The following is an 18,902-nucleotide window of genomic DNA, read 5'->3' on the forward strand; positions in this document are numbered from 1 at the left end:
CTGAGCGCCGGCATTTTTTTATCAAGAACGAATCGGCCTTTGAACCCATGTCCGGCACCCTTGCCCTCACCGAAGAACTGATTGCCCGCGCCTCGGTCACGCCCGACGATCAACACTGCCAAAAGCTGCTGATCGAGCGGCTCGACGCAGCCGGCTTCACCTGCGAAACCATCGAGTCGCACGGCGTGACGAATTTGTGGGCCGTCAAGCGCGGCACGGACGGCGCACGCGGCAAGCTGCTCGCGTTCGCGGGCCATACCGACGTCGTGCCCACGGGCCCGTTGGAACAATGGGCCTCGCCGCCGTTCGTGCCGACGCACCGCGACGGCAAGCTCTACGGCCGCGGCGCGGCCGACATGAAAACCTCGATCGCGGGCTTCATCGTCGCGAGCGAGGAATTCGTGGCCGCGCATCCGAACCATCGCGGCTCGCTCGCGCTGCTCATTACGAGCGACGAGGAAGGTCCCGCCACCGACGGTACGGTCAAAGTCGTGGAAGCCTTGAAGGCGCGCGGCGAGACGCTCGATTACTGCATCGTCGGTGAACCCACCTCCACGCATACGCTCGGAGACGTGGTCAAGAACGGCCGGCGCGGCTCGATGTCGGGCAAGCTCGTCGTCAAGGGCGTGCAAGGCCATATCGCCTACCCGCATCTCGCGCGCAATCCGATTCATCTGATGGCGCCGGCATTGGCCGAACTCGTGGCCCAGCATTGGGACGAAGGCAACGAATATTTCCCGCCCACCACCTGGCAAGTGTCTAATCTCCATAGCGGCACGGGGGCGAGCAACGTCATTCCGGGGCGAGCGGAACTGTCGTTCAACTTCCGTTTTTCGACGGCCAGCACGGTCGAGGGCCTGCAACAGCGCGTGCATGCGATCCTCGACAAGCACGGGCTCGAGTATGAACTCGACTGGACCGTCAGCGGGTTGCCGTTTCTCACGCCCCGCGGCGATTTGTCGGACGCGCTCGCGCAAGCGATCAAGGACGAAACGGGCGTATCCACCGAGCTCTCGACCACCGGCGGCACTTCCGATGGGCGCTTCATCGCGCGCATCTGCAAGCAAGTGGTCGAATTCGGGCCGCCGAACGGCAGCATCCATAAGATCGACGAACACATCGAACTCGCGTTCGTCGATCCGTTGAAAAACATTTACCGGCGCGTGCTCGAGGCGCTGATCGCATGACCGAAATCCGCACAGCACGAGGAGATGCCGCGATGACCACGCCGTTTCGCACCGTTCGCGACTTGCTGCGTTATGCGGTGTCGCGCTTCAATCAAGCTCAGCTCGCGTTCGGGCACGGCAGCGCGAACGCTTATGACGAAGCCGCTTACCTGGTTCTGCATACGCTGCACCTGCCGCTCGATACGCTCGATCCGTTCTTGGATGCACGTTTGCTCGACGACGAAATCGACGCCGTCATGAAGGTGATCGAGCGCCGGGCGACGGGGCACGTTCCGGCCGCCTATATCACGCGCGAAGCGTGGATGCATGGGCTGCGCTTTTACGTCGACGAGCGCGTGATCGTGCCGCGTTCGTTCATCGGCGAGTTGCTCGAGGACGGATTGCAGCCCTATGTGGCCGATCCCGACGAAGTGAGCGCGGTGCTCGAGTTGTGCACGGGCTCCGGCTGTCTGGCGATCCTGGCCGCGCAAGCATTTCCGAACGCCGACATCGACGCTGTCGATATTTCGGCCGATGCGTTGGAAGTCGCGCACATCAACGTCGCCGATTACGCGCTCGACGATCGCATCGCGCTTTTCGAGGGAGACTTGTTCGCGCCGCTGCCCGAGCGGCGCTACGACGTCATCATCGCCAATCCGCCGTATGTGAACAGCAGCTCGATGGACGCGCTGCCGGATGAGTATCGCCACGAGCCCGAGCTTGCGCTCGCCGGCGGCGAGGACGGCATGGACGTCGTGCGCCGCATCATCAAAGAAGCGCGCAACTGGTTGACCGAGGATGGTCTGCTCGTCGTCGAAATCGGCAACGAGCGGCCCAACGTCGAGGCGGCCTTCGGCGGGCTCGATCTGGTCTGGCTCTCGACCAGCGCCGGCGACGATACCGTATTCCTCATTCAAGCCAGCGATCTGCCGGCGGTCTGATCGAGCCCATGTCCGTGCCCGAATCGACGCCCGCCGGGCCCAACGAGGAAAGCAAAGAAGACGCGGCACTTTCAAGCCGCGGCGCGCCGCTGGAAAGTGCCGCGTCGCAAACCCGGCGGCTTTGGATGGTCGCGGCCGGCGCCGCGCTGGCATACGGCGTATCGCTGCGAGGCGCGCCCTATCCCGATCAAGCCGCGGCCAAGGTGCTGATGTGCGCCCTGCTGTTTCTGGCGTGCGCGCGCCATGAGCCGCCCGGCGAACGGGTTCGCTTGATGGCGGCGCTGGCCGCCTCGGCGGCCGGCGATGCTTTACTCGCACTGCCGCAGCTCGCGTTTTCGTTCATGGGCGGACTCGGCGCGTTTCTAGTCGCGCACTTGGCATACTGCGCGCTGCTCGCGCCGCGCGCTTTCGGGCCGGCCGGACTGTGGCGGGGCGTGCCTTTCTGGCGGAGAGCGGCCGTCCCGTTGCTAGGCGCATGCGCCGCCGCGATGTATGCCGTCTTCTTCCCGCATCTGGGCCCGCTCGCGGTCGCCGTCGCCATCTATATGCTGGCGTTGTGCGCGATGGCGAGTTTGGCGCTACTGGCGAAGCCCGGCGGGATCGCGCTATCGCTGGGCGCGCTCGCGTTCGTCGCCTCCGATGCCATGATCGGCATCGATCGCTTCCTGAGCCCCTTCCAGGGCAGCGATTATGCGATCTGGTTTTCCTATGCCGCCGCGCAGCTTTCGCTGACAGCCGGCATCCTCCTCTTCGAGGCCCCTGAACGCCCGGACGGGTTTCCCACGGCCAATACCCCCGATTGATTCCGGATACCCCCTGCCGCCCAATCCGGCCCTTAGGTAAGATGCTGGCGGACGGCGTGCCCCGCGCGCCGCGCATCCGCATCGGACGCACGCCTCATCAACCGCTCATGCAATTCGACTGGCTTTCTCTAGGCAGCCTGATTTTCGCCGCGCACGCCTTGGGCGTGATCGCCGCCGGGCATGCCATCTTGAATACGCGCACATCGCAAGGCGCCATCGCCTGGGCCGTGTCGCTCGTGGCCGTCCCCTACGTCACCCTCATCCCGTATTTGTTTTTGGGGCGCAGCAAATTTTCGGGCTATGTCGACAAGCGCCGCATCGAAAGCGAATTGCTGCGCACGCGCGCGCATCCGAGCGCCTGGGATACCAGCGCTTCGTCCATGGGGCGTCCGGCCGATGCGCTCGGCCATTCCGTCGTGCGCGCCCTGACGCGCCTTTCGGGCATGCCGTTCCTGCCCGGCAACCACGTGCGCACGCTCGTGAACGGCGAAGCAACCTTCGCCGCGATCCTCGATGCGATCGTGCACGCGCGCCACTATGTCTTGATCCAGTTTTTCATCGTCCGCGACGACGAACTCGGCGAGCGGCTCAAAGCCTTGCTGCTGGCGAAAGCGGCGCAAGGCGTGCGGATCTGCTTCCTGTACGACAGCATCGGCAGTTTCGACTTGCCGCAACGATACATCTCGGCGCTTCGCGAGGGCGGCGTACAGATGCATCCGTTCGCGACCAATCGGCGCTTCGTCAACCGTTTCCAGTTGAACTTCCGCAATCACCGCAAAATCGTCGTGGTCGACGGGGAGCGCGCGTTCGTCGGCGGTCATAACGTCGGCGTCGAGTATCTCGGCGGTAATCCGCGCCTATCGCCCTGGCGCGACACGCACATCGAGTTGCGCGGTCCCGTGGTGGCGAGCGTGCAGTTCGTGTTCATCGAGGATTGGCATTGGGCGACGCAAAGCCTGCCGCGGCTCGAGCCTTCGCAAGCGGAGCAACCCGAACGCGTCGAAGACGCCGACATGCATTGCCTCGTCGTGGCGCCGGGACCGGCCGACAAGGACGAGACGGGTTCGCTGTTTTTCGTCGAGGCGATCAATGCGGCGCAAACGCGGATTTGGATCACCACGCCCTACTTGGTGCCCGACGAAGCGGTCATATCGGCGTTGCGTCTCGCCGTGATGCGCGGGGTCGACGTACGCATTTTGATCCCAAGCCGGCGCGACCACTACGTCGTATTCGAAGCCTCGAAGCTCTATGCGTACGATCTTATCCGAGCCGGCGTGCGAATCTTCCGCTACCGGCCGGGGTTCTTGCACCAGAAGGTGGTGTTGATCGACGACGTGGCCGCCGCGATCGGCAGTGCCAATCTCGACAACCGCTCCTTCCGCCTGAACTTCGAGATCATGGTGCTCACGATCGACCATGCCTTCGCCTCGGAGGTGGAGGCTATGCTCGCGCGCGATTTCGGCGAGGCATGGGAAGTCGAGCGCCACGAGTACCGCAACGCGTCGGCGCTGCGACGCATCGTGATGCATGTGGCGCGGTTGTTCTCCCCGATTCTTTGAAGTGCTAGCCCCCACCGGCCATTGGCCTGAAAAGGCTCGAAGGCCTCAAAGCAGCCGTTCGATGTCTGCCGCTATCGCCTCGGGAGGCGTCTTCGGCGCGTAGCGTTTGAGGACGTTGCCGTCGCGATCGACCAGGAACTTCGTGAAGTTCCACTTGACGGCCTTCGTGCCGAGAATCCCCCGTCGCTCCGCCGACAGATAGGCAAACAGCGGATGCGCGTGGGGGCCCTTCACGTCGATCTTTTCGAACATCGGGAACGAGATGCCGAAATTCTTCTGGCAGAAGCTGCCGATCTGCGCCGCGTCGCCGGGCTCCTGCTTGCCGAACTGATTGCAAGGGAAGCCCAGCACCTCGAAACCGCGCGCGGCAAACCGTTCGTGAAGCTGCTGCAACCCGGCATACTGCGGCGTGAACCCGCATTCGCTGGCCGTGTTGACGATCAGCAGAACCTTGCCGCGATAGCGCTCGAGGCCGAGCGCCTCGCCGCCTAGCGTGCGTGCGGAAAACGTGTAAACCGTGCTCACCGGGTTGCCTCCAATGGAAAACCGCAAGTCTATGCGAAAGCTTCGCGCGATGTCCGGCACAGACCGTGCTCGCGAACGTCTAAAATAGCGCTTTTCGTGCAGCCGGCCCCGCCCGTGATCCGTTTCAATCAATTCAGCCTCGCCCGCGGCGTCAAGCCGCTCTTCGACGCCACCACGTTCACGCTGAACCCGGGCGAAAAGGCCGGTCTCGTCGGCGCCAACGGGGCCGGCAAGTCCACCCTCTTTTCCGTGCTGCGCGGCGAGTTGCATCCGGACGCCGGCGACTTCTCGCTGCCGCCGTCGTGGCGCATCGCCCACGTCGCCCAGGAAACGCCCGCCGCGGAGAAAACCGCCCTCGAGTACACGCTCGACGGCGATGCGGCGCTGCGCGAGATCGAGGCCCAGATTGCGCAGGCGGAGGCCAGCCACGACGGCGAAGCGCTTGCGCACGCACACGCGGCCTTCGCCGATGCCGACGGCTACACGGCCCCGGCCCGCGCCGAGGCGCTATTGCTGGGCCTAGGTTTCACACTCGCGCAAACGCGCGAACAGGTGGCAAGCTTCTCGGGCGGCTGGCGCATGCGGCTCAATCTGGCGCAAGCGCTCATGTGCCGCTCCGATCTGCTGCTGCTCGACGAGCCGACGAACCACTTGGATCTCGACGCGATCGTCTGGCTCGAAGACTGGCTCGGACGCTATCCCGGCACGCTCGTAATCATCTCGCACGACCGCGAATTTCTCGATGCGGTCTGCAACGTCACGCTGCACCTCGAAAATCGCCAGGTAAAACGCTACGGGGGCAATTACTCGCAGTTCGAAATTTTGCGCGCGCAGCAGTTGGCGCTTCAGCAAAACGCCTTCGAAAAGCAGCAAAAGACGATTGCCCATCTGCAGAGCTTCATCGATCGCTTCAAGGCCAAGGCGACCAAGGCGCGTCAAGCCCAGAGCCGGATGAAAGCGCTCGAAAAAATGGAGCGCATCGCCCCCGCGCACGCGGCCTCGCCGTTCACGTTCGAGTTCCGCACGCCCGACGCCGCGCCGAACCCGATGCTCGTCATGGAAGACGTGCGCTGCGGCTACCGGACCGACGCGGGCGTTGAGATTCCGATTCTCGACGGCGTCACGCTGTCCGTGCAAAACGGCCAACGTATCGGCCTACTGGGGGCCAACGGCCAGGGCAAGTCGACGCTCGTCAAGACGCTCGCCGGCACCCTCGAGCCGCTCGGAGGCACCATGCGGGCGGGGCGCGGCCTCGTCATCGGCTATTTCGCCCAGCATCAGCTCGAAACCTTGCGGCCCGACGATTCGCCGCTCGCCCATCTCGCCCGCATCGCGCCGGACACGCGCGAGCAGGAATTGCGCGACTTCCTCGGCGGCTTCAATTTCTCGGGCGACATGGCGAGTTCGCCGATCGGCCCGTTCTCGGGTGGCGAAAAAGCGCGGCTCGCGCTTGCGTTGATCATTTGGCAAAAGCCGAATCTGCTGCTGCTCGACGAACCGACGAACCACTTGGATCTCGAAACGCGGCACGCGCTAACGATGGCGCTGGCGCAATTCGAAGGCACGCTGATTCTCGTCTCGCACGATCGCCACTTGCTGCGCGCGAGCACCGATCAATTCATGCTCGTCGCCAAGCATCGCCTGCAGCCTTTCGACGGCGACCTCGACGACTATCGCGACTGGCTGCTGCAGCATGCCGCCGAAACGCGCGCCGCGGCCAAGGCGGCAAGCCAAGCGGCAGCGCCTGGAGACGCCGCACGCGACAGCGAGGCGCCGGCCGGCAATCGCAAGGACCAACGGCGCCAGGAAGCGGAAGTTCGCCAAAAGCTTTCTCAGCTCAAAAAGCCGCTGCAAACGCGCATCGCCAAACTCGAAAAGGAGATGGATGCCTTGAACGCCGAGAAGGCGACGCTCGATGCGTTCGTCGCCGACTCGGCGAGCTACGAACCGGCCATGAAGACCAAGCTGACCGATGCACTCAAGCGGCAGGCCGAAGTCCACGCGCGTCTCGAAGCGCTAGAAGCCGAATGGCTCGATGCGCAAGAGGAACTCGAACAGATCGGCTAGGGTGCGCCGCGCGAAGCGGTGCTCGCGGCCCTTTCGCGCAAGGGCCGAGCCGTGACGGATCGACTGGAGGTGTACGTTGACGACCGACGCTCCGCTGCAAGGCTTGCGCGTACTCGATCTCTCGCGTTTGCTGCCGGGCCCGCTCGCGACGTTGCGGCTCGCGGAACTCGGTGCCGACGTGCTCAAGATCGAGGAGCCCGGCGCCGGCGATGGCGCGCGCGCGATGATGCAAGCGCCGGCCGATCGCGCGAGCGGCGTGCCGAGCAGCTTTTATCGTCTCGTCAATCGCGGCAAGCGCGAAACGCGGCTCGATCTAAAGTCCGAGACGGGCCGCACCGTCTTGCGCGCGCTCGTGCGCGAATCGCACGTTCTAGTCGAGAGCTTTCGCCCCGGCGTCATGGAAAAGCTCGGGCTCGACTACCGGAGCCTCGTCAAGGTCAACCCGAAGCTCGTCTATTGCGCGATCACGGGTTACGGCTCGAGCGGCCCATTCTCGCAGCGGCCCGGGCATGACCTGAATTATCTGGCTTACGCCGGGGTCCTCGATCAAATCGCCGCGCCGGACGGCAAGCCGGTCGTCCCCAACATCCAAATCGCCGATTTGCTCGGGGGCGCGCTGCCCGCGGTCACCCGCATCCTCGCCGCGCTGTGGCAAGTCTCGCGCAGCTCGGAGGGTGCCTTCATCGACATCTCGATGACGCATTCGATCCACGCGAGCAACATCGTGGCGCGGGCGACGCTCGAAAACGCCGATCGCGGCGCGCCGGCCGGTCGCGACGCACTGCGCGCGGGCAATGGGCTGCTCAACGGCGGCGTGCCCTGCTACAACGTCTACCAAACGGCCGACGGCCGCTGGCTCGCGGTAGGCGCGCTCGAGTTGAAGTTCTGGGAACGGTTGTGCGGGGCGTTGGGCCGCCCGGACTGGGCCGCGCGGCACTGGAGCCTGGGCCAGGTCATTGGCGGTCCCGATGCCGTCGCGCTGGCCCAAGAGATGGCCGAGCACATCGCCACTCATCGCCTCAAAACATGGATCGAGTTACTCGAACCCCGCGATTGCTGCGTAGCGCCGGTGCTCACCGTCGATGAGGCCCGCGAGCACGTGCTGTTTCAAACGGAACCGGACAAGCGCGCGCCGGCGGTGCCGCCGGCCCATCCGGCACCATCGAGCCGGCCCCGCGACGACGTTTGAGCGCGGCGCCCGCCCTTCGTTATTCGAGTTCCTTGATGCGGTCGATCGCTTGCTCGATACGATCGACGGCGAGCACCTGAAGCCCGTCGATCGGCTGTTTCGGCGCATTGGCCTTCGGGATCAAGGCGGCCGTGAACCCAAGCTTGGCGGCTTCTTTCAGCCGCTCCTGCCCCCGGGGCGACGGCCTGATCTCGCCCGCGAGCCCCACTTCGCCGAATACGATCAACCCCTTGGGCAAGGGCTTGTTGCGCATCGACGAATGAATGGCGAGCAGCACGGCCAAATCCGCCGCCGGCTCGGCGATCTTCACACCGCCCACGGCGTTCAAGAACACGTCTTGATCGAAACAGCCGATCCCGGCGTGCCGATGCAACACGGCCAGTAGCATCGCAAGCCGGTTCTGCTCGAGCCCGACGGCCAGCCGCCGAGGATTGGGCACCTGAGCCGTATCGACAAGCGCCTGGATCTCGACGAGCAACGGCCGCGAGCCCTCTTGCGTGACGAGCACGCACGAGCCGGGAACGATCTGTTCGTGCTGCGACAAGAACAGCGCCGACGGATTTGCGACTCCCCTCAGCCCGCGCTCGGTCATCGCGAATACGCCGAGTTCGTTGACGGCGCCGAAGCGGTTCTTGAACGCGCGCACGAGCCGGAACGACGAATGTGTATCGCCCTCGAAATAGAGCACGGTATCGACGATATGCTCGAGCACGCGCGGGCCCGCCAAGCTCCCTTCCTTCGTCACATGCCCGACCATGACGATGGTCGTGCCCGATTGCTTGGCGATGCGCGTCAGTTGCGCCGCGCATTCGCGCACCTGCGCGACCGAACCCGGCGCCGAGGTCAGCGCGTCGGAGTAGATCGTCTGGATCGAATCGACGACGGCAACGTCGGGCCGTTCAGCCTCGATCGCGGCTTGGATCTTCTCGAGCTGAATTTCGGCGAGCAGCTTGAGATCGGCCGCATGCGAACCTGGCTCGACCAAGGCCAGGCGCTGAGCGCGCAGGCCGATCTGCGCCGCCGACTCTTCCCCGCTGATGTAAAGCGCCGTGCGCTCTTGCGCCAGTGAAGCCAGCGATTGCAACAGCAGCGTCGACTTGCCGATACCCGGATCGCCGCCGATCAGCACCACCCCGCCCGCAACGAAACCGCCGCCCAACACGCGGTCGAACTCGCCGATGCCCGTCGAAAAACGCGGGACGTCGGCCGCCTCGATGTCGGCCAACCGCTGCACCGGCGCACTCTTGGCGAGCGACTGGAAGCGATGCGCGCCCGCGCTGGGCGCAGCGGCTTCGACCAACGTATTCCAAGCGTGGCACGAAGGACACTGCCCTTGCCACTTCGGCATCTGACCGCCGCATTCCGTACAGCTATAAACCGTCTTTTGTTTCGCCACGCGCGGTGCCTCACTCGGCCAAAACCGGCACGCGCTGCGCGACCGCGCACATCAGCTCGTAGCCGATCGTGCCGCAGGCGCGCGCCACGTCGTCGATCGGCAACTGCGCGCCCCAAAGCTCGACGCGCGAACCGACGTTCGCCGTAGGGCAAGGCGTCAAGTCGACGGTCAGCATATCCATCGAGACCCGCCCGACCAGACGAGTGCGCACCCCATCGACGATGATCGGCGTGCCCTCCGGCGCGCATCGCAGGTATCCGTCCGCATAACCGCAGGCCACGACGCCGATGCGCATCGGCGCCGGCGCCGTGAACATCGATCCGTACCCGACGGTCTGTCCCTTTGCAAGGGTTTGGACGGCGATGAGTTCGGATGCCAGCGTCATGGCGGGCTGCAACCCAACGTCTGCGACAGAGGCCGTCACACCGGACGGCGATGCGCCATACAGAATGATGCCCGGGCGCACCCAGTCGAAATGCGCGCGCGGATGCCAGAGCGTAGCCGCGGAGTTCGACAAACTGCGCGCGCCGGCGATGCCTTCCGCCCCGCGCTCGAACGCGTCGATCTGGTAGTCGATGCCACGCTCCCCGTCCGCATCCGAAAAATGGGTCATGAGCACGATTTGCCCGACGCCAGGACACGCGCGCGCACGCTCCCAGGCTGCACGAAACTTCTCCGGCGTGTAGCCTAGGCGGTTCATGCCGCTGTTCATCTTCAACTGGATATTGACCGGCTTGGACAAGCGGGCCATTTCGAGCATGCGCAACTGTTCGTCGCTGTGCACCGTCGTGGTCAGGCTATACCGGTCGATGACGTCGATGTCCGTCGGACGGAAGAACCCTTCCAGCAGAAGAATGGGACCGGCCCAACCGAGCTCGCGCAGCTTGACGGCCTCTTCGAGGTCGAGCAAGCCGAACCCGTCGGTCGCTCGCAAGCCGGGGAATGCCCGGGCGAGTCCGTGGCCATATGCGTTGGCCTTGACGACGGCCCACACTTTGGATTTGGGGGCGCGCTGGCGGACACAAGCGAGATTGTTGGCCAGAGCTGCGGTGTGGATGGTGGCGAGAAGCGGGCGCGGCATGACGTTTTCGTATGAGGCACGAGGCCATATCAGGATGGGATGGCGCGTAATCGGACGCAAGGCGGATAGCAATGCGCCGCTCGGGCGGCGCGCCGGCCGTCCGAAGCCACCTATTTTCGTGATATAAAGCCGTGCGCACAACCCATTTCGAACGGCCTAAGTCCTAACGCGTCACTCGCGTCCGGGGAGGACGCGCCGCAAAGGACCGCACCGCATCAGATGAAAAAAGGTTTTTACTCCATCATGGCCGCGCAGTTTTTCTCGTCGCTGGCCGATAGCGCCCTTCTGATTGCCGCCATTGCTCTGCTCAAAGACCTCCATGCCCCGAACTGGATGACGCCGCTGCTCAAGCTGTTCTTCGTCCTGTCGTACGTCGTCCTTGCCGCGTTCGTCGGCGCTTTCGCCGATTCGCGGCCCAAGGGCCGGGTCATGTTCGTGACCAACACGATCAAGATCGTAGGTTGCTTCTTCATGATGGTCGGCGCGCACCCGCTCGCGGCCTACGGTATCGTCGGCTTCGGCGCGGCCGCCTATTCGCCGGCCAAATACGGCATCCTCACGGAGCTGTTGCCGCCCGAGCGGCTCGTCGCCGCGAACGGCTGGATCGAAGGCACCACGGTCGCCTCCATCATCCTCGGCACGGTGCTGGGAGGGGCGCTGATCAGTCCGCACATCGCCGCGCACGTGCTCAGGCATCACATACCCCTCGTTCATACGCCGGCCGAAGCCGCGATGCTCGTCATCATGGGCATCTACGTCACCGCCGCGGTCTTCAACCTGAGCATTCCGGACACGGGTGCCCGCTATCCCAAGCAGCAACACGGGCCGATCAAACTCGTGACCGATTTCGCCGATTGCTTCCTGGCGCTGTGGCACGACAAGCTGGGCCAAATCTCGCTCGCCGTCACCACCCTGTTCTGGGGCGCCGGGGCCACGCTGCAATTCATCGTACTGAAGTGGGCCGAGGTGTCGCTCGGGATGTCGCTGTCGGAAGGCGCGATCTTGCAGGCAATCGTCGCCGTCGGAGTGGCCGGCGGCGCGATCATGGCGGCGGCGCGCGTGCCGCTAAAGAAATCGCTGACGGTTCTGCCGGTCGGGATCATCATGGGCCTCGCCGTGATGGCGATGGCGTTCTATACGCGGCAACTGATTCCCGCCAATTGGGGCTTTTATTTCGGCCGCTTGCACGTGCCGGGCTACTTGATCATCGCGTACCTATTCCTGATGTTCGTCGGCGCCCTGTCCGGCTTTTTCGTCGTACCGATGAATGCGCTGTTGCAGCATCGCGGGCACGTGTTGCTGTCGGCGGGCCACTCGATCGCGGTGCAAAATTTCAACGAGAACCTGTCGGTGCTCGTCATGCTGTGCCTGTATGCGGTGCTCGTGTGGCTCGACGTGCCGGTTTCGGTCGTCATCGTCTTGTTCGGTACGTTCGTCTGCCTCATGATGTGGGTTGTCATGCGCCGCCATCAGGCGAACCAGCGCGCGTTCGATTCGGTTGCGCTGATCGGCGAAGTCAAACACTGAGTCGCATGGCCGCACCGGCGGCCGCCTGCCATGACCCACCTCGTCCACAACGTATTGACGATCGCCGGCTCGGATAGCGGCGGCGGCGCCGGCATACAAGCCGACCTCAAGACGTTCTCGGCGCTCGGCGTGTACGGCGCTAGCGTCGTCACGGCGTTGACGGCGCAAAACACGCACGGCGTGCGCGCCGTGCATGCTCCTGATGGCGCGTTCGTCTCGGCGCAGCTCGACGCCGTATTCGAGGACATCCGTATCGATGCCGTCAAGATCGGCATGCTGGCGAACGCCGGCATCGTTCGCGCCGTCGCGGCGGCGTTGCGGCGCTATGCCCCGGAGCGCGTCGTGCTCGACACCGTCATCTTGTCGAAGAACGGTCACCCGCTGCTCGGCGCCGACGCGGTGGCGGCCCTGCGCGAAGAGCTGATCCCGATCGCGGCGCTCGTGACGCCGAATCTTGACGAAGCCGCGGTGCTCGTCGGCGCCGACGCCCTGGCCGCCGACGAAACCGCCATGCGGCAACAAGGCGAGGCCCTGCGCGCACTGGGCGCGCGGGCTGTCCTCATGAAAGGCGGACATCTCGGCGGGTCGCAAAGCCCCGATTGGCTCATCGACGAAACCGGCCATCACCGCCTAGGCGGCGAGCGCATCGACGTGAAAGATACGCACGGCACCGGCTGCACGCTATCGGCCGCGATCGCGGCGCTCAGCCCGCAACGGCAGGACTGGCTCAGCGCCGTCACCGATGCGAAGGCCTATCTCGCCCAGGCGCTACGCGAAAGCACCCGGCTTCAAGTCGGCAGCGGTATCGGCCCGCTCCATCATTTTCATCGTTGGTGGTGACGGCGGAGCGCCGCCAGAGTACGAATTACACGACGGCCCGCGCGTAGGCCCACGCCTGCTCGGGCCATTCGTCCGGTACGACGAACCCCCGATCCGTCTCGCGCCAATGACCGAGACCAGGCGGCTGGCGCTCGAACGCGGCAATCATGATCGGCCCGGTTTGCTGCGCCAGCCGTTCGGTCAGCGCATCGGCGGTCGATAAACCCGCGGCATCGGCGTCCTCGTGCGCGACGGGCGGCCGACGAGCGAGCCACGCCAGGCGCGGCAGCACGGCCCAGCGAGCGCCGGCGCGGCTTGCGCCGAGCGCCGGCCATTCGGCGCGCGAAGCCCAAAATCCCCGGCAATGCGAAGGATCGACGGCTTGCGCGATCGGCGGCGCATCGTTCCAGCGGTAGAACAACCAGCCTTTGACGAACATCTGGGGATGCCAGGGCCCCATGTGACCGAGTGCCGCGAACTCCTCGCGCGCCGAGAGCGGCAACTGATGTCCGAGCAAATGCGTGAGTTTGAGATCGAATCGATCCTGCAAATTGGGGCCGACGTAATCGGCCAATTCGGCACGATCGCCGCCTGCGTGCAAATAGCATTTGACGGCGAGTTCCCAGTGCAGCCTGCGTCCGCTCGCACTCTCCACGAGGAAATCGCATTCGCCGATCGTTCTGCCGGCGAGCCGCAGCGCGACATTCGCGGCGACGAGCCGCGCCGCCGGACCATATTGGAGAAAAAAGCCCAGCAGACACTCGGCGTAACGTCCGAGGCGGGCAATGCGCGTAGCGGTGACCGCTTGCCTTAACGCGCTCGGATCGCGATCGAGTTCGCGCAGCCAAGCCACCGCGGCAACGCTTTGCTGCCGCGTTTCGAACACGGTCGCCAATTCGCCGACAGGCGCAAACGCCCGCAGCAAAGGGCTGCTCGCGAGCAGCCAAGTCAGATCGCGAACGGTGGGATCGGACAACGCGTCTTGCAGCGCATCGAGCGCGGCGGCACTTTCGGCAGCCGGCTCGAGCGCGCTCATGACGTTGCCTCGTCCTCGGCCAGCGCTTGCCGGTAGGTATCGTGAGCAAGGCACAAATCGACCCATGCCTTGGCCTTGTCCGGTAAGCTGCGCAGCAAGTACGCCGGATGGTAAGTCACGATGACGGGCACGTCCTCGTAGCGATGCACGCGACCGCGCAGCGACGAAATGCTCGCATCGGTCTTGAGCAGATTTTGTGCGGCGACGCGACCCAGCGCAATGATGAGCTTCGGTTTGACGAGCGCCACTTGCCGCTGCAAATACGGTTCGCAGCGCGCCACTTCATCGGGCTCGGGATTGCGGTTGCCGGGCGGCCTGCATTTGACGACGTTGGCGATATAGACGTTCTCGCCACGCGCGAGCGACACCGCGCGCAGCATGCTGTCGAGCAGCTTGCCGGCCTGGCCGACGAAGGGCTCGCCTTGCTTGTCCTCGTTTTCGCCGGGACCCTCGCCGATCAACATCCAATTGGCCGCGCGGTCGCCGACGCCGAACACCGTGTTCGTGCGCTTCTCGCAGAGCCGGCAGCGTTCGCACGACGACACGCGCTGCTCGAGAGCGTCCCAATCGAGCGTGGCGATCTCGCCGGCGCCGCCCGGCGCTTGCTGCAATTCGCGCTCGCGTGGCACGGGTTCGGCTATCGCGACCTCGGCGACCTCCGCAACTTCGGCAACTTCGGCAACTTGCGCGCGCGCCGCCGAGCGTTCGGCGTCAAGCGCCATTACGCTCGGCTCATCTAGCGCGGGTTCGTCCTCGGCGAGCGCTTGGCCGCCGGGCGCCCCGCGCCGCACCCACATCGTCCCGAGACCGAGGGTCTCGAGCGCGGCTTGATCGAGCGGCATCAGTCGCCCTCCTTCGCAAACGTATAGCGCATGACGAGCGCGTCCTCGCGGCCATGACGCCGCGCCGGGTAGTAGTTCTTGCGCCGGCCGATCGTCGCGAATCCGAAACGCTCGTACAAACGCAGGGCGCGCAGATTGGACGGCCGCACCTCGAGCAGCAGCCCGCTCAACCCCTTGCCCTGCGTGATGCGCACGGCCTCGCGCAACAAGGCGAGACCCGCCCCCGAGCCTTGCGCCCTCGGCGCGACGCATAGATTGAGCAAATGCATTTCGTCGACCACGGGCATCAGCACGCAATAGCCGACGAGCACGCCGGTCAAGTGACGCATGCATATCCCGAAATAGCCGTTACGCAGAGAATCTTCGAAATTCCCGCGTGACCAGGGGAACTCGTAGGCTTCGCGCTCGACGGCCGCGACCTCGTCGAGATCGGCTTCCGTCATGGGCGACAAGTAGCGTTCGGTCAACAGCACCCCGCTCATTGCGCCTCCCGCGCACCTCGCGCGGCGCGTTCGGCCAGCCGTTCGGCACTCGTTTGGGCGACTTTGTCGCGCACGTATTCGGGCGCCGCGTGCTCGGGCGCGACGGTACGTCCCGCTCGATACGCGCGCAGTGCCGCCCACGCCAGGGGTTCCGCGTGCGGCAGCGCTGCGCGATCGACGCTGCGCGCCAGCCCCGCCACATCGAGGCGCTCGCCGAATGCGTCGGCGGCGTTGCCGGCGAGCGCGAACGGCGCCGGCGGAGCGACCAACGCTTCGGGCGCTCCGAGGGCGGGCGGCGAGAGCGTTTGCCATTCGCCGCTCGCGCCGTCCCATGCGTATTCGGCCCAATAGACTTCGTCCATGCGCGCATCGAGCACGGCCAGCACGTGCTCGATCGACGGATCGCGCCGCCGCGCGTGCTCGGCGCATACGAGCAGCGTACTGACCGGCACGACGGGCACTTGGAGTCCGAAGGCGAGCCCTTGCGCCACGCCGGTGGCAGTGCGCAAGCCCGTGAACGAGCCCGGGCCCGATCCGAACGCCACTGCGTTGCATTGCCCGATGGAAAGGCCCGCTTCGTCGAAGAGTTCGCGCACGGCAGGCAGCACGCGAGCACTGGACACGGCGCCGGTCATTTCGTGGCGCGTCCAAACGCGCGCAGCCGCGGGGTTGGAGGCGGCTTGCGACGCCTCGGCGCAAAGCAAGGCGACCGAGCAATATTCGGTCGATGTATCTAGAGCAAGCAGCACAGTTGATGTCATGGGCGCTATTGTAATGCGGGTCATGCGCGAATCCGCCGCCTAGCGTGGGTCCGTTGCGTTTGGAAGCATCGCTCGAGCTTTCGGGCGCGAACGCTTGTTATGATCGGCAGCCTTGATATCGTCGCACTGGAGAAATGGATCGTGAGCACCGTCGATGCGCAGTTCGAGCAAGCCCAAGTAGACGTAAAAGCCCTGCCCGAAAAGCCGGGCAACATGACGCTGCTGCGTCTTTACGCCTTGTTCAAGCAAGCCACGGAAGGCGACGTCCACGGCGATAAGCCCGGGTTCGCCGATATCGTCGGCAAGTACAAATACGATGCGTGGGCCGCGCTCAAGGGCACCGCGCAAGAGGTCGCGAAGCAGCAATACGTGGAACTCGTCGAGTCGCTGAAAAACGGCACGGCGAGCTGAACCCAGCGCCCCGGGCGGCACCGCCCGGCTCGTCCCGCTCCGGCGTGCGACGGGCCGCGGCCGCCATGCGTATATGGGGTGACGCATATAGAGGGTGGCGCGCTGCAGCAAAAACCCTTATAATGCGGTCTGCGTTTCACCTGCCGGCTAGATTTTGGCGCGTGCGGCGCACCGTAGCGTTTTGCTCCAATCTAGTTTAGAACCTGTCCCCTTCCGCCTAGGCCCTCACAGGCCGTCTCATACCAGGCTGACGGCGAGGCCATAAAGGCGTCCCGTATCCGATACAGCTTCTAACGAAAAGCTCGCACCGATTTGCGAGCTGCCCCCGTTTTTCGATTTGCTCGCGTGCGCCCGTGCATGCTGAATCCGACGACTTGGGTGATGCCGATTGGCGCCGACGCCTTATTTGCCGTCTTCTTAGGATTCTCATGACTTCGAGCTTCGATTCCAGCCCGCTAAACGCCATTGCCGATCTCGCTCTCGGCCTTCCCGCCGAGGCCGCCGCTACCGATGCAGCAGCCCCCGTGGACGAAACGGCCGCGGCGCCGTCGGGCCCCACCTTCGCCTCGCTCGGCCTGTCGCCCGAAATCGTTTCGGCGCTGACGGCCGCGGGCTACGCAGCTCCCACCCCGGTCCAGCAGCGTGCGATTCCCGCCGCTATCGCCGGTCGCGACCTGCTCGTCTCGAGCCCCACGGGCTCGGGCAAAACGGCAGCCTTCATGCTGCCGGCCATCGAACGATTCGCCCAAGTGCAAAAGACGCAAGCCGCCCAACCGCGCGACGCCGGTGGCGATCGCCGTCAGCGCCGCGGCCCGCCCGTTGCCCGTCCCGGTCTGCTCGTGCTGACGCCGACGCGCGAACTCGCCATGCAGGTCACGACCGCCGCTTCGACGTACGGCAAGCATCTGCGCCGTCTGCGCACGGTCAGCATCCTGGGCGGCGTGGCATACGGCCAGCAATTGATGTTGCTCGCGAAGAACCCTGAAATCCTCGTGGCCACGCCGGGCCGCCTGCTCGATCACCTCGAGCGTGGCCGTATCGACCTGTCGGAATTGCAAATGCTCGTGCTCGACGAAGCCGATCGGATGCTCGACATGGGCTTCATCGACGATATCGAAACGATCGTCGCCGCCACGCCCGCCTCGCGCCAAACGATGCTGTTCTCGGCCACGCTCGACGGCAAGATCGGCTCGCTCACGAACCGGCTGTTGAAAGATCCCGAGCGCATCGAAATCGTGCAGCGCCTGGAATCGCGCACGAACATCGCTCAGACCGTCCATTACGTCGACGACCGCGATCACAAGGATCGCCTGCTCGATCACCTGTTGCGCGACTCGGCGCTCGATCAAGCGATCGTTTTCACGGCCACGAAGAGCGATGCCGACCAATTGGCCGGCCGTCTCGCCGATGCCGGCTTCTCGTCGGCCGCGCTGCACGGCGACCTGCCCCAAGGCGCGCGTAACCGTACGATTCGCGCTCTGCGCGAGCGTCGCGTGCGTGTGCTCGTCGCGACCGACGTCGCGGCGCGCGGCATCGACATCCCGGGCATCACGCACGTCTTCAACTACGACTTGCCGAAGTTCGCGGAAGACTACGTGCACCGTATCGGCCGCACGGGCCGCGCGGGCCGTTCCGGCATCGCCGTGAGCCTCGTGCATCACGCCGAACAAGGCGCGCTCAAGCGCATCGAGCGTTTCGTTCGCTCGCCGCTGCCGGTCAACGTCGTCGAAGGCTACGAGCCGCGTAAGGCACCGCCGGCACGCACGGGTAACGGCCGCGGCCGTCCGGGCGGCAACAGCAACGGCGGCCGGCGCTTTGGCTCGGGCGGCGGCACCGGCGCTCCGCGCAGCAACGGCGATAGCCGTGGCGGCAACGGCTACGCCGGACGCAGCTCGAACGGCTCGAACGGATCGCGTGGGTACGGCTCGCGTGACGGTTTCGGTTCGCGCGAGGGCTACGGCGCTCGCGACGGCCAAGGCCGCCGCCCAGACGGTCAACGCAGCGGCGCACGTCGTAGCAGCGGGCAGTAATCCGCTAGGCGCCATCGCGTCAGTGTGAAAAACCGGTGCTCGCACCGGTTTTTTTTCGTCCAAATCAAACGACTCACCGGGCGGTACGTCGCGTTTCCGCCCCTTTTTCACGATACGAAAAGTTTTTTTGCGTCGTAAAAATCTGTGTTGCGTGGCACAACGGGAGGCGTTGCAACATGGGAAATGCCATTTCTCATCGTGAGATGAAAATCATAAATATTTGATTTTGAAACACAAAATACATCTAAAAAACGTTTGAATGGCCCT

General features: G+C 64.9%; 17 protein-coding genes. 10 read left to right on the forward strand and 7 right to left on the reverse strand.

Going from position 1 to position 18,902, the window contains the following annotated elements; translation table 11 throughout:
* Window positions 1-47 precede the first annotated feature (47 nt).
* The 4 genes from dapE to cls all read left to right on the forward strand — a co-directional run bounded on the left by dapE (window position 48) and on the right by cls (window position 4,469).
* On the forward strand, window positions 48-1,187 hold the full coding sequence (gene dapE / locus C0Z18_RS00815; protein WP_102643464.1) for a succinyl-diaminopimelate desuccinylase: 1,140 nt from the start codon (window positions 48-50) through the stop codon (window positions 1,185-1,187).
* Window positions 1,188-1,219: 32 nt separating this feature from the next.
* On the forward strand, window positions 1,220-2,107 hold the full coding sequence (gene prmB / locus C0Z18_RS00820) for a 50S ribosomal protein L3 N(5)-glutamine methyltransferase (protein WP_102643674.1): 888 nt from the start codon (window positions 1,220-1,222) through the stop codon (window positions 2,105-2,107).
* Between the two features lie 125 nt (window positions 2,108-2,232).
* The gene (locus C0Z18_RS00825; RefSeq protein WP_233216817.1) at window positions 2,233-2,910 is read left to right on the forward strand and encodes a lysoplasmalogenase; all 678 of its coding nucleotides are present in this window, start codon (window positions 2,233-2,235) and stop codon (window positions 2,908-2,910) included.
* Window positions 2,911-3,017: 107 nt separating this feature from the next.
* Window positions 3,018-4,469, forward strand: coding sequence for a cardiolipin synthase (gene cls, locus C0Z18_RS00830; protein WP_102643675.1), 1,452 nt, complete (start codon window positions 3,018-3,020; stop codon window positions 4,467-4,469).
* Between the two features lie 45 nt (window positions 4,470-4,514).
* On the opposite strand, the gene C0Z18_RS00835 is transcribed toward cls, so the two are convergent.
* Entirely contained in the window at window positions 4,515-4,994 is a 480-nt protein-coding gene (locus tag C0Z18_RS00835) for a glutathione peroxidase (RefSeq protein ID WP_102643466.1), read from the reverse strand.
* A gap of 114 nt (window positions 4,995-5,108) precedes the next feature.
* On the opposite strand from C0Z18_RS00835, the gene C0Z18_RS00840 reads away from it, so the two are divergent.
* Window positions 5,109-7,061, forward strand: a complete 1,953-nt coding sequence (locus C0Z18_RS00840; protein ID WP_102643467.1) for an ATP-binding cassette domain-containing protein — start codon at window positions 5,109-5,111, stop codon at window positions 7,059-7,061.
* 76 nt (window positions 7,062-7,137) lie between these two features.
* A complete protein-coding gene (locus tag C0Z18_RS00845) occupies window positions 7,138-8,250 on the forward strand; it encodes a CaiB/BaiF CoA transferase family protein (RefSeq protein ID WP_102643468.1) in 1,113 nt (370 codons plus the stop codon).
* Window positions 8,251-8,269: 19 nt separating this feature from the next.
* On the opposite strand, the gene radA is transcribed toward C0Z18_RS00845, so the two are convergent.
* Window positions 8,270-9,646 carry a DNA repair protein RadA gene (gene radA / locus C0Z18_RS00850; RefSeq protein ID WP_102643469.1) on the reverse strand — a complete coding sequence of 459 codons (1,377 nt, stop codon included), beginning with the start codon at window positions 9,644-9,646 and terminating at the stop codon, window positions 8,270-8,272.
* Window positions 9,647-9,656: 10 nt separating this feature from the next.
* Window positions 9,657-10,727: an alanine racemase gene (alr, locus tag C0Z18_RS00855; protein ID WP_102643676.1), complete on the reverse strand. Its 1,071-nt coding sequence runs from the start codon at window positions 10,725-10,727 to the stop codon at window positions 9,657-9,659.
* Between the two features lie 219 nt (window positions 10,728-10,946).
* Between alr and lplT the strand changes: the two genes are divergently transcribed.
* Both lplT and thiD read left to right on the forward strand, forming a co-directional pair.
* Window positions 10,947-12,254, forward strand: coding sequence for a lysophospholipid transporter LplT (lplT, locus tag C0Z18_RS00860; protein ID WP_102643470.1), 1,308 nt, complete (start codon window positions 10,947-10,949; stop codon window positions 12,252-12,254).
* 30 nt (window positions 12,255-12,284) lie between these two features.
* Window positions 12,285-13,094: a bifunctional hydroxymethylpyrimidine kinase/phosphomethylpyrimidine kinase gene (gene thiD, locus C0Z18_RS00865; protein ID WP_102643471.1), complete on the forward strand. Its 810-nt coding sequence runs from the start codon at window positions 12,285-12,287 to the stop codon at window positions 13,092-13,094.
* A 25-nt stretch (window positions 13,095-13,119) separates the two neighbouring features.
* Here the strand turns inward: thiD and C0Z18_RS00870 are convergent, their stop codons facing one another.
* Genes C0Z18_RS00870 through tsaB form a run of 4 tightly spaced genes read right to left on the reverse strand, consistent with a single transcriptional unit; the run spans window position 13,120 to window position 16,194 of the window.
* Window positions 13,120-14,109 carry a DUF1853 family protein gene (locus tag C0Z18_RS00870; RefSeq protein WP_102643472.1) on the reverse strand — a complete coding sequence of 330 codons (990 nt, stop codon included), beginning with the start codon at window positions 14,107-14,109 and terminating at the stop codon, window positions 13,120-13,122.
* A complete protein-coding gene (locus C0Z18_RS00875) occupies window positions 14,106-14,951 on the reverse strand; it encodes a uracil-DNA glycosylase (protein ID WP_102643473.1) in 846 nt (281 codons plus the stop codon). The genes C0Z18_RS00870 and C0Z18_RS00875 overlap by 4 nt, the downstream gene beginning before the upstream one ends.
* Complete coding sequence (rimI, locus tag C0Z18_RS00880; protein ID WP_102643474.1) at window positions 14,951-15,433, reverse strand: ribosomal protein S18-alanine N-acetyltransferase; 483 nt, start codon at window positions 15,431-15,433, stop codon at window positions 14,951-14,953. The genes C0Z18_RS00875 and rimI overlap by 1 nt, the downstream gene beginning before the upstream one ends.
* On the reverse strand, window positions 15,430-16,194 hold the full coding sequence (gene tsaB / locus C0Z18_RS00885) for a tRNA (adenosine(37)-N6)-threonylcarbamoyltransferase complex dimerization subunit type 1 TsaB (protein ID WP_102643475.1): 765 nt from the start codon (window positions 16,192-16,194) through the stop codon (window positions 15,430-15,432). Before tsaB ends, rimI begins: the two co-directional genes overlap by 4 nt.
* Before the next feature lie 99 nt (window positions 16,195-16,293).
* On the opposite strand from tsaB, the gene C0Z18_RS00890 reads away from it, so the two are divergent.
* A complete protein-coding gene (locus tag C0Z18_RS00890; RefSeq protein ID WP_408646956.1) occupies window positions 16,294-16,605 on the forward strand; it encodes an acyl-CoA-binding protein in 312 nt (103 codons plus the stop codon).
* A gap of 428 nt (window positions 16,606-17,033) precedes the next feature.
* On the forward strand, window positions 17,034-18,635 hold the full coding sequence (locus C0Z18_RS00895; RefSeq protein ID WP_102643476.1) for a DEAD/DEAH box helicase: 1,602 nt from the start codon (window positions 17,034-17,036) through the stop codon (window positions 18,633-18,635).
* Window positions 18,636-18,902: the final 267 nt, after the last annotated feature.

Origin of the sequence: Trinickia dabaoshanensis, from assembly GCF_002879885.1 — a bacterium.
GTDB lineage: Bacteria > Pseudomonadota > Gammaproteobacteria > Burkholderiales > Burkholderiaceae > Trinickia > Trinickia dabaoshanensis.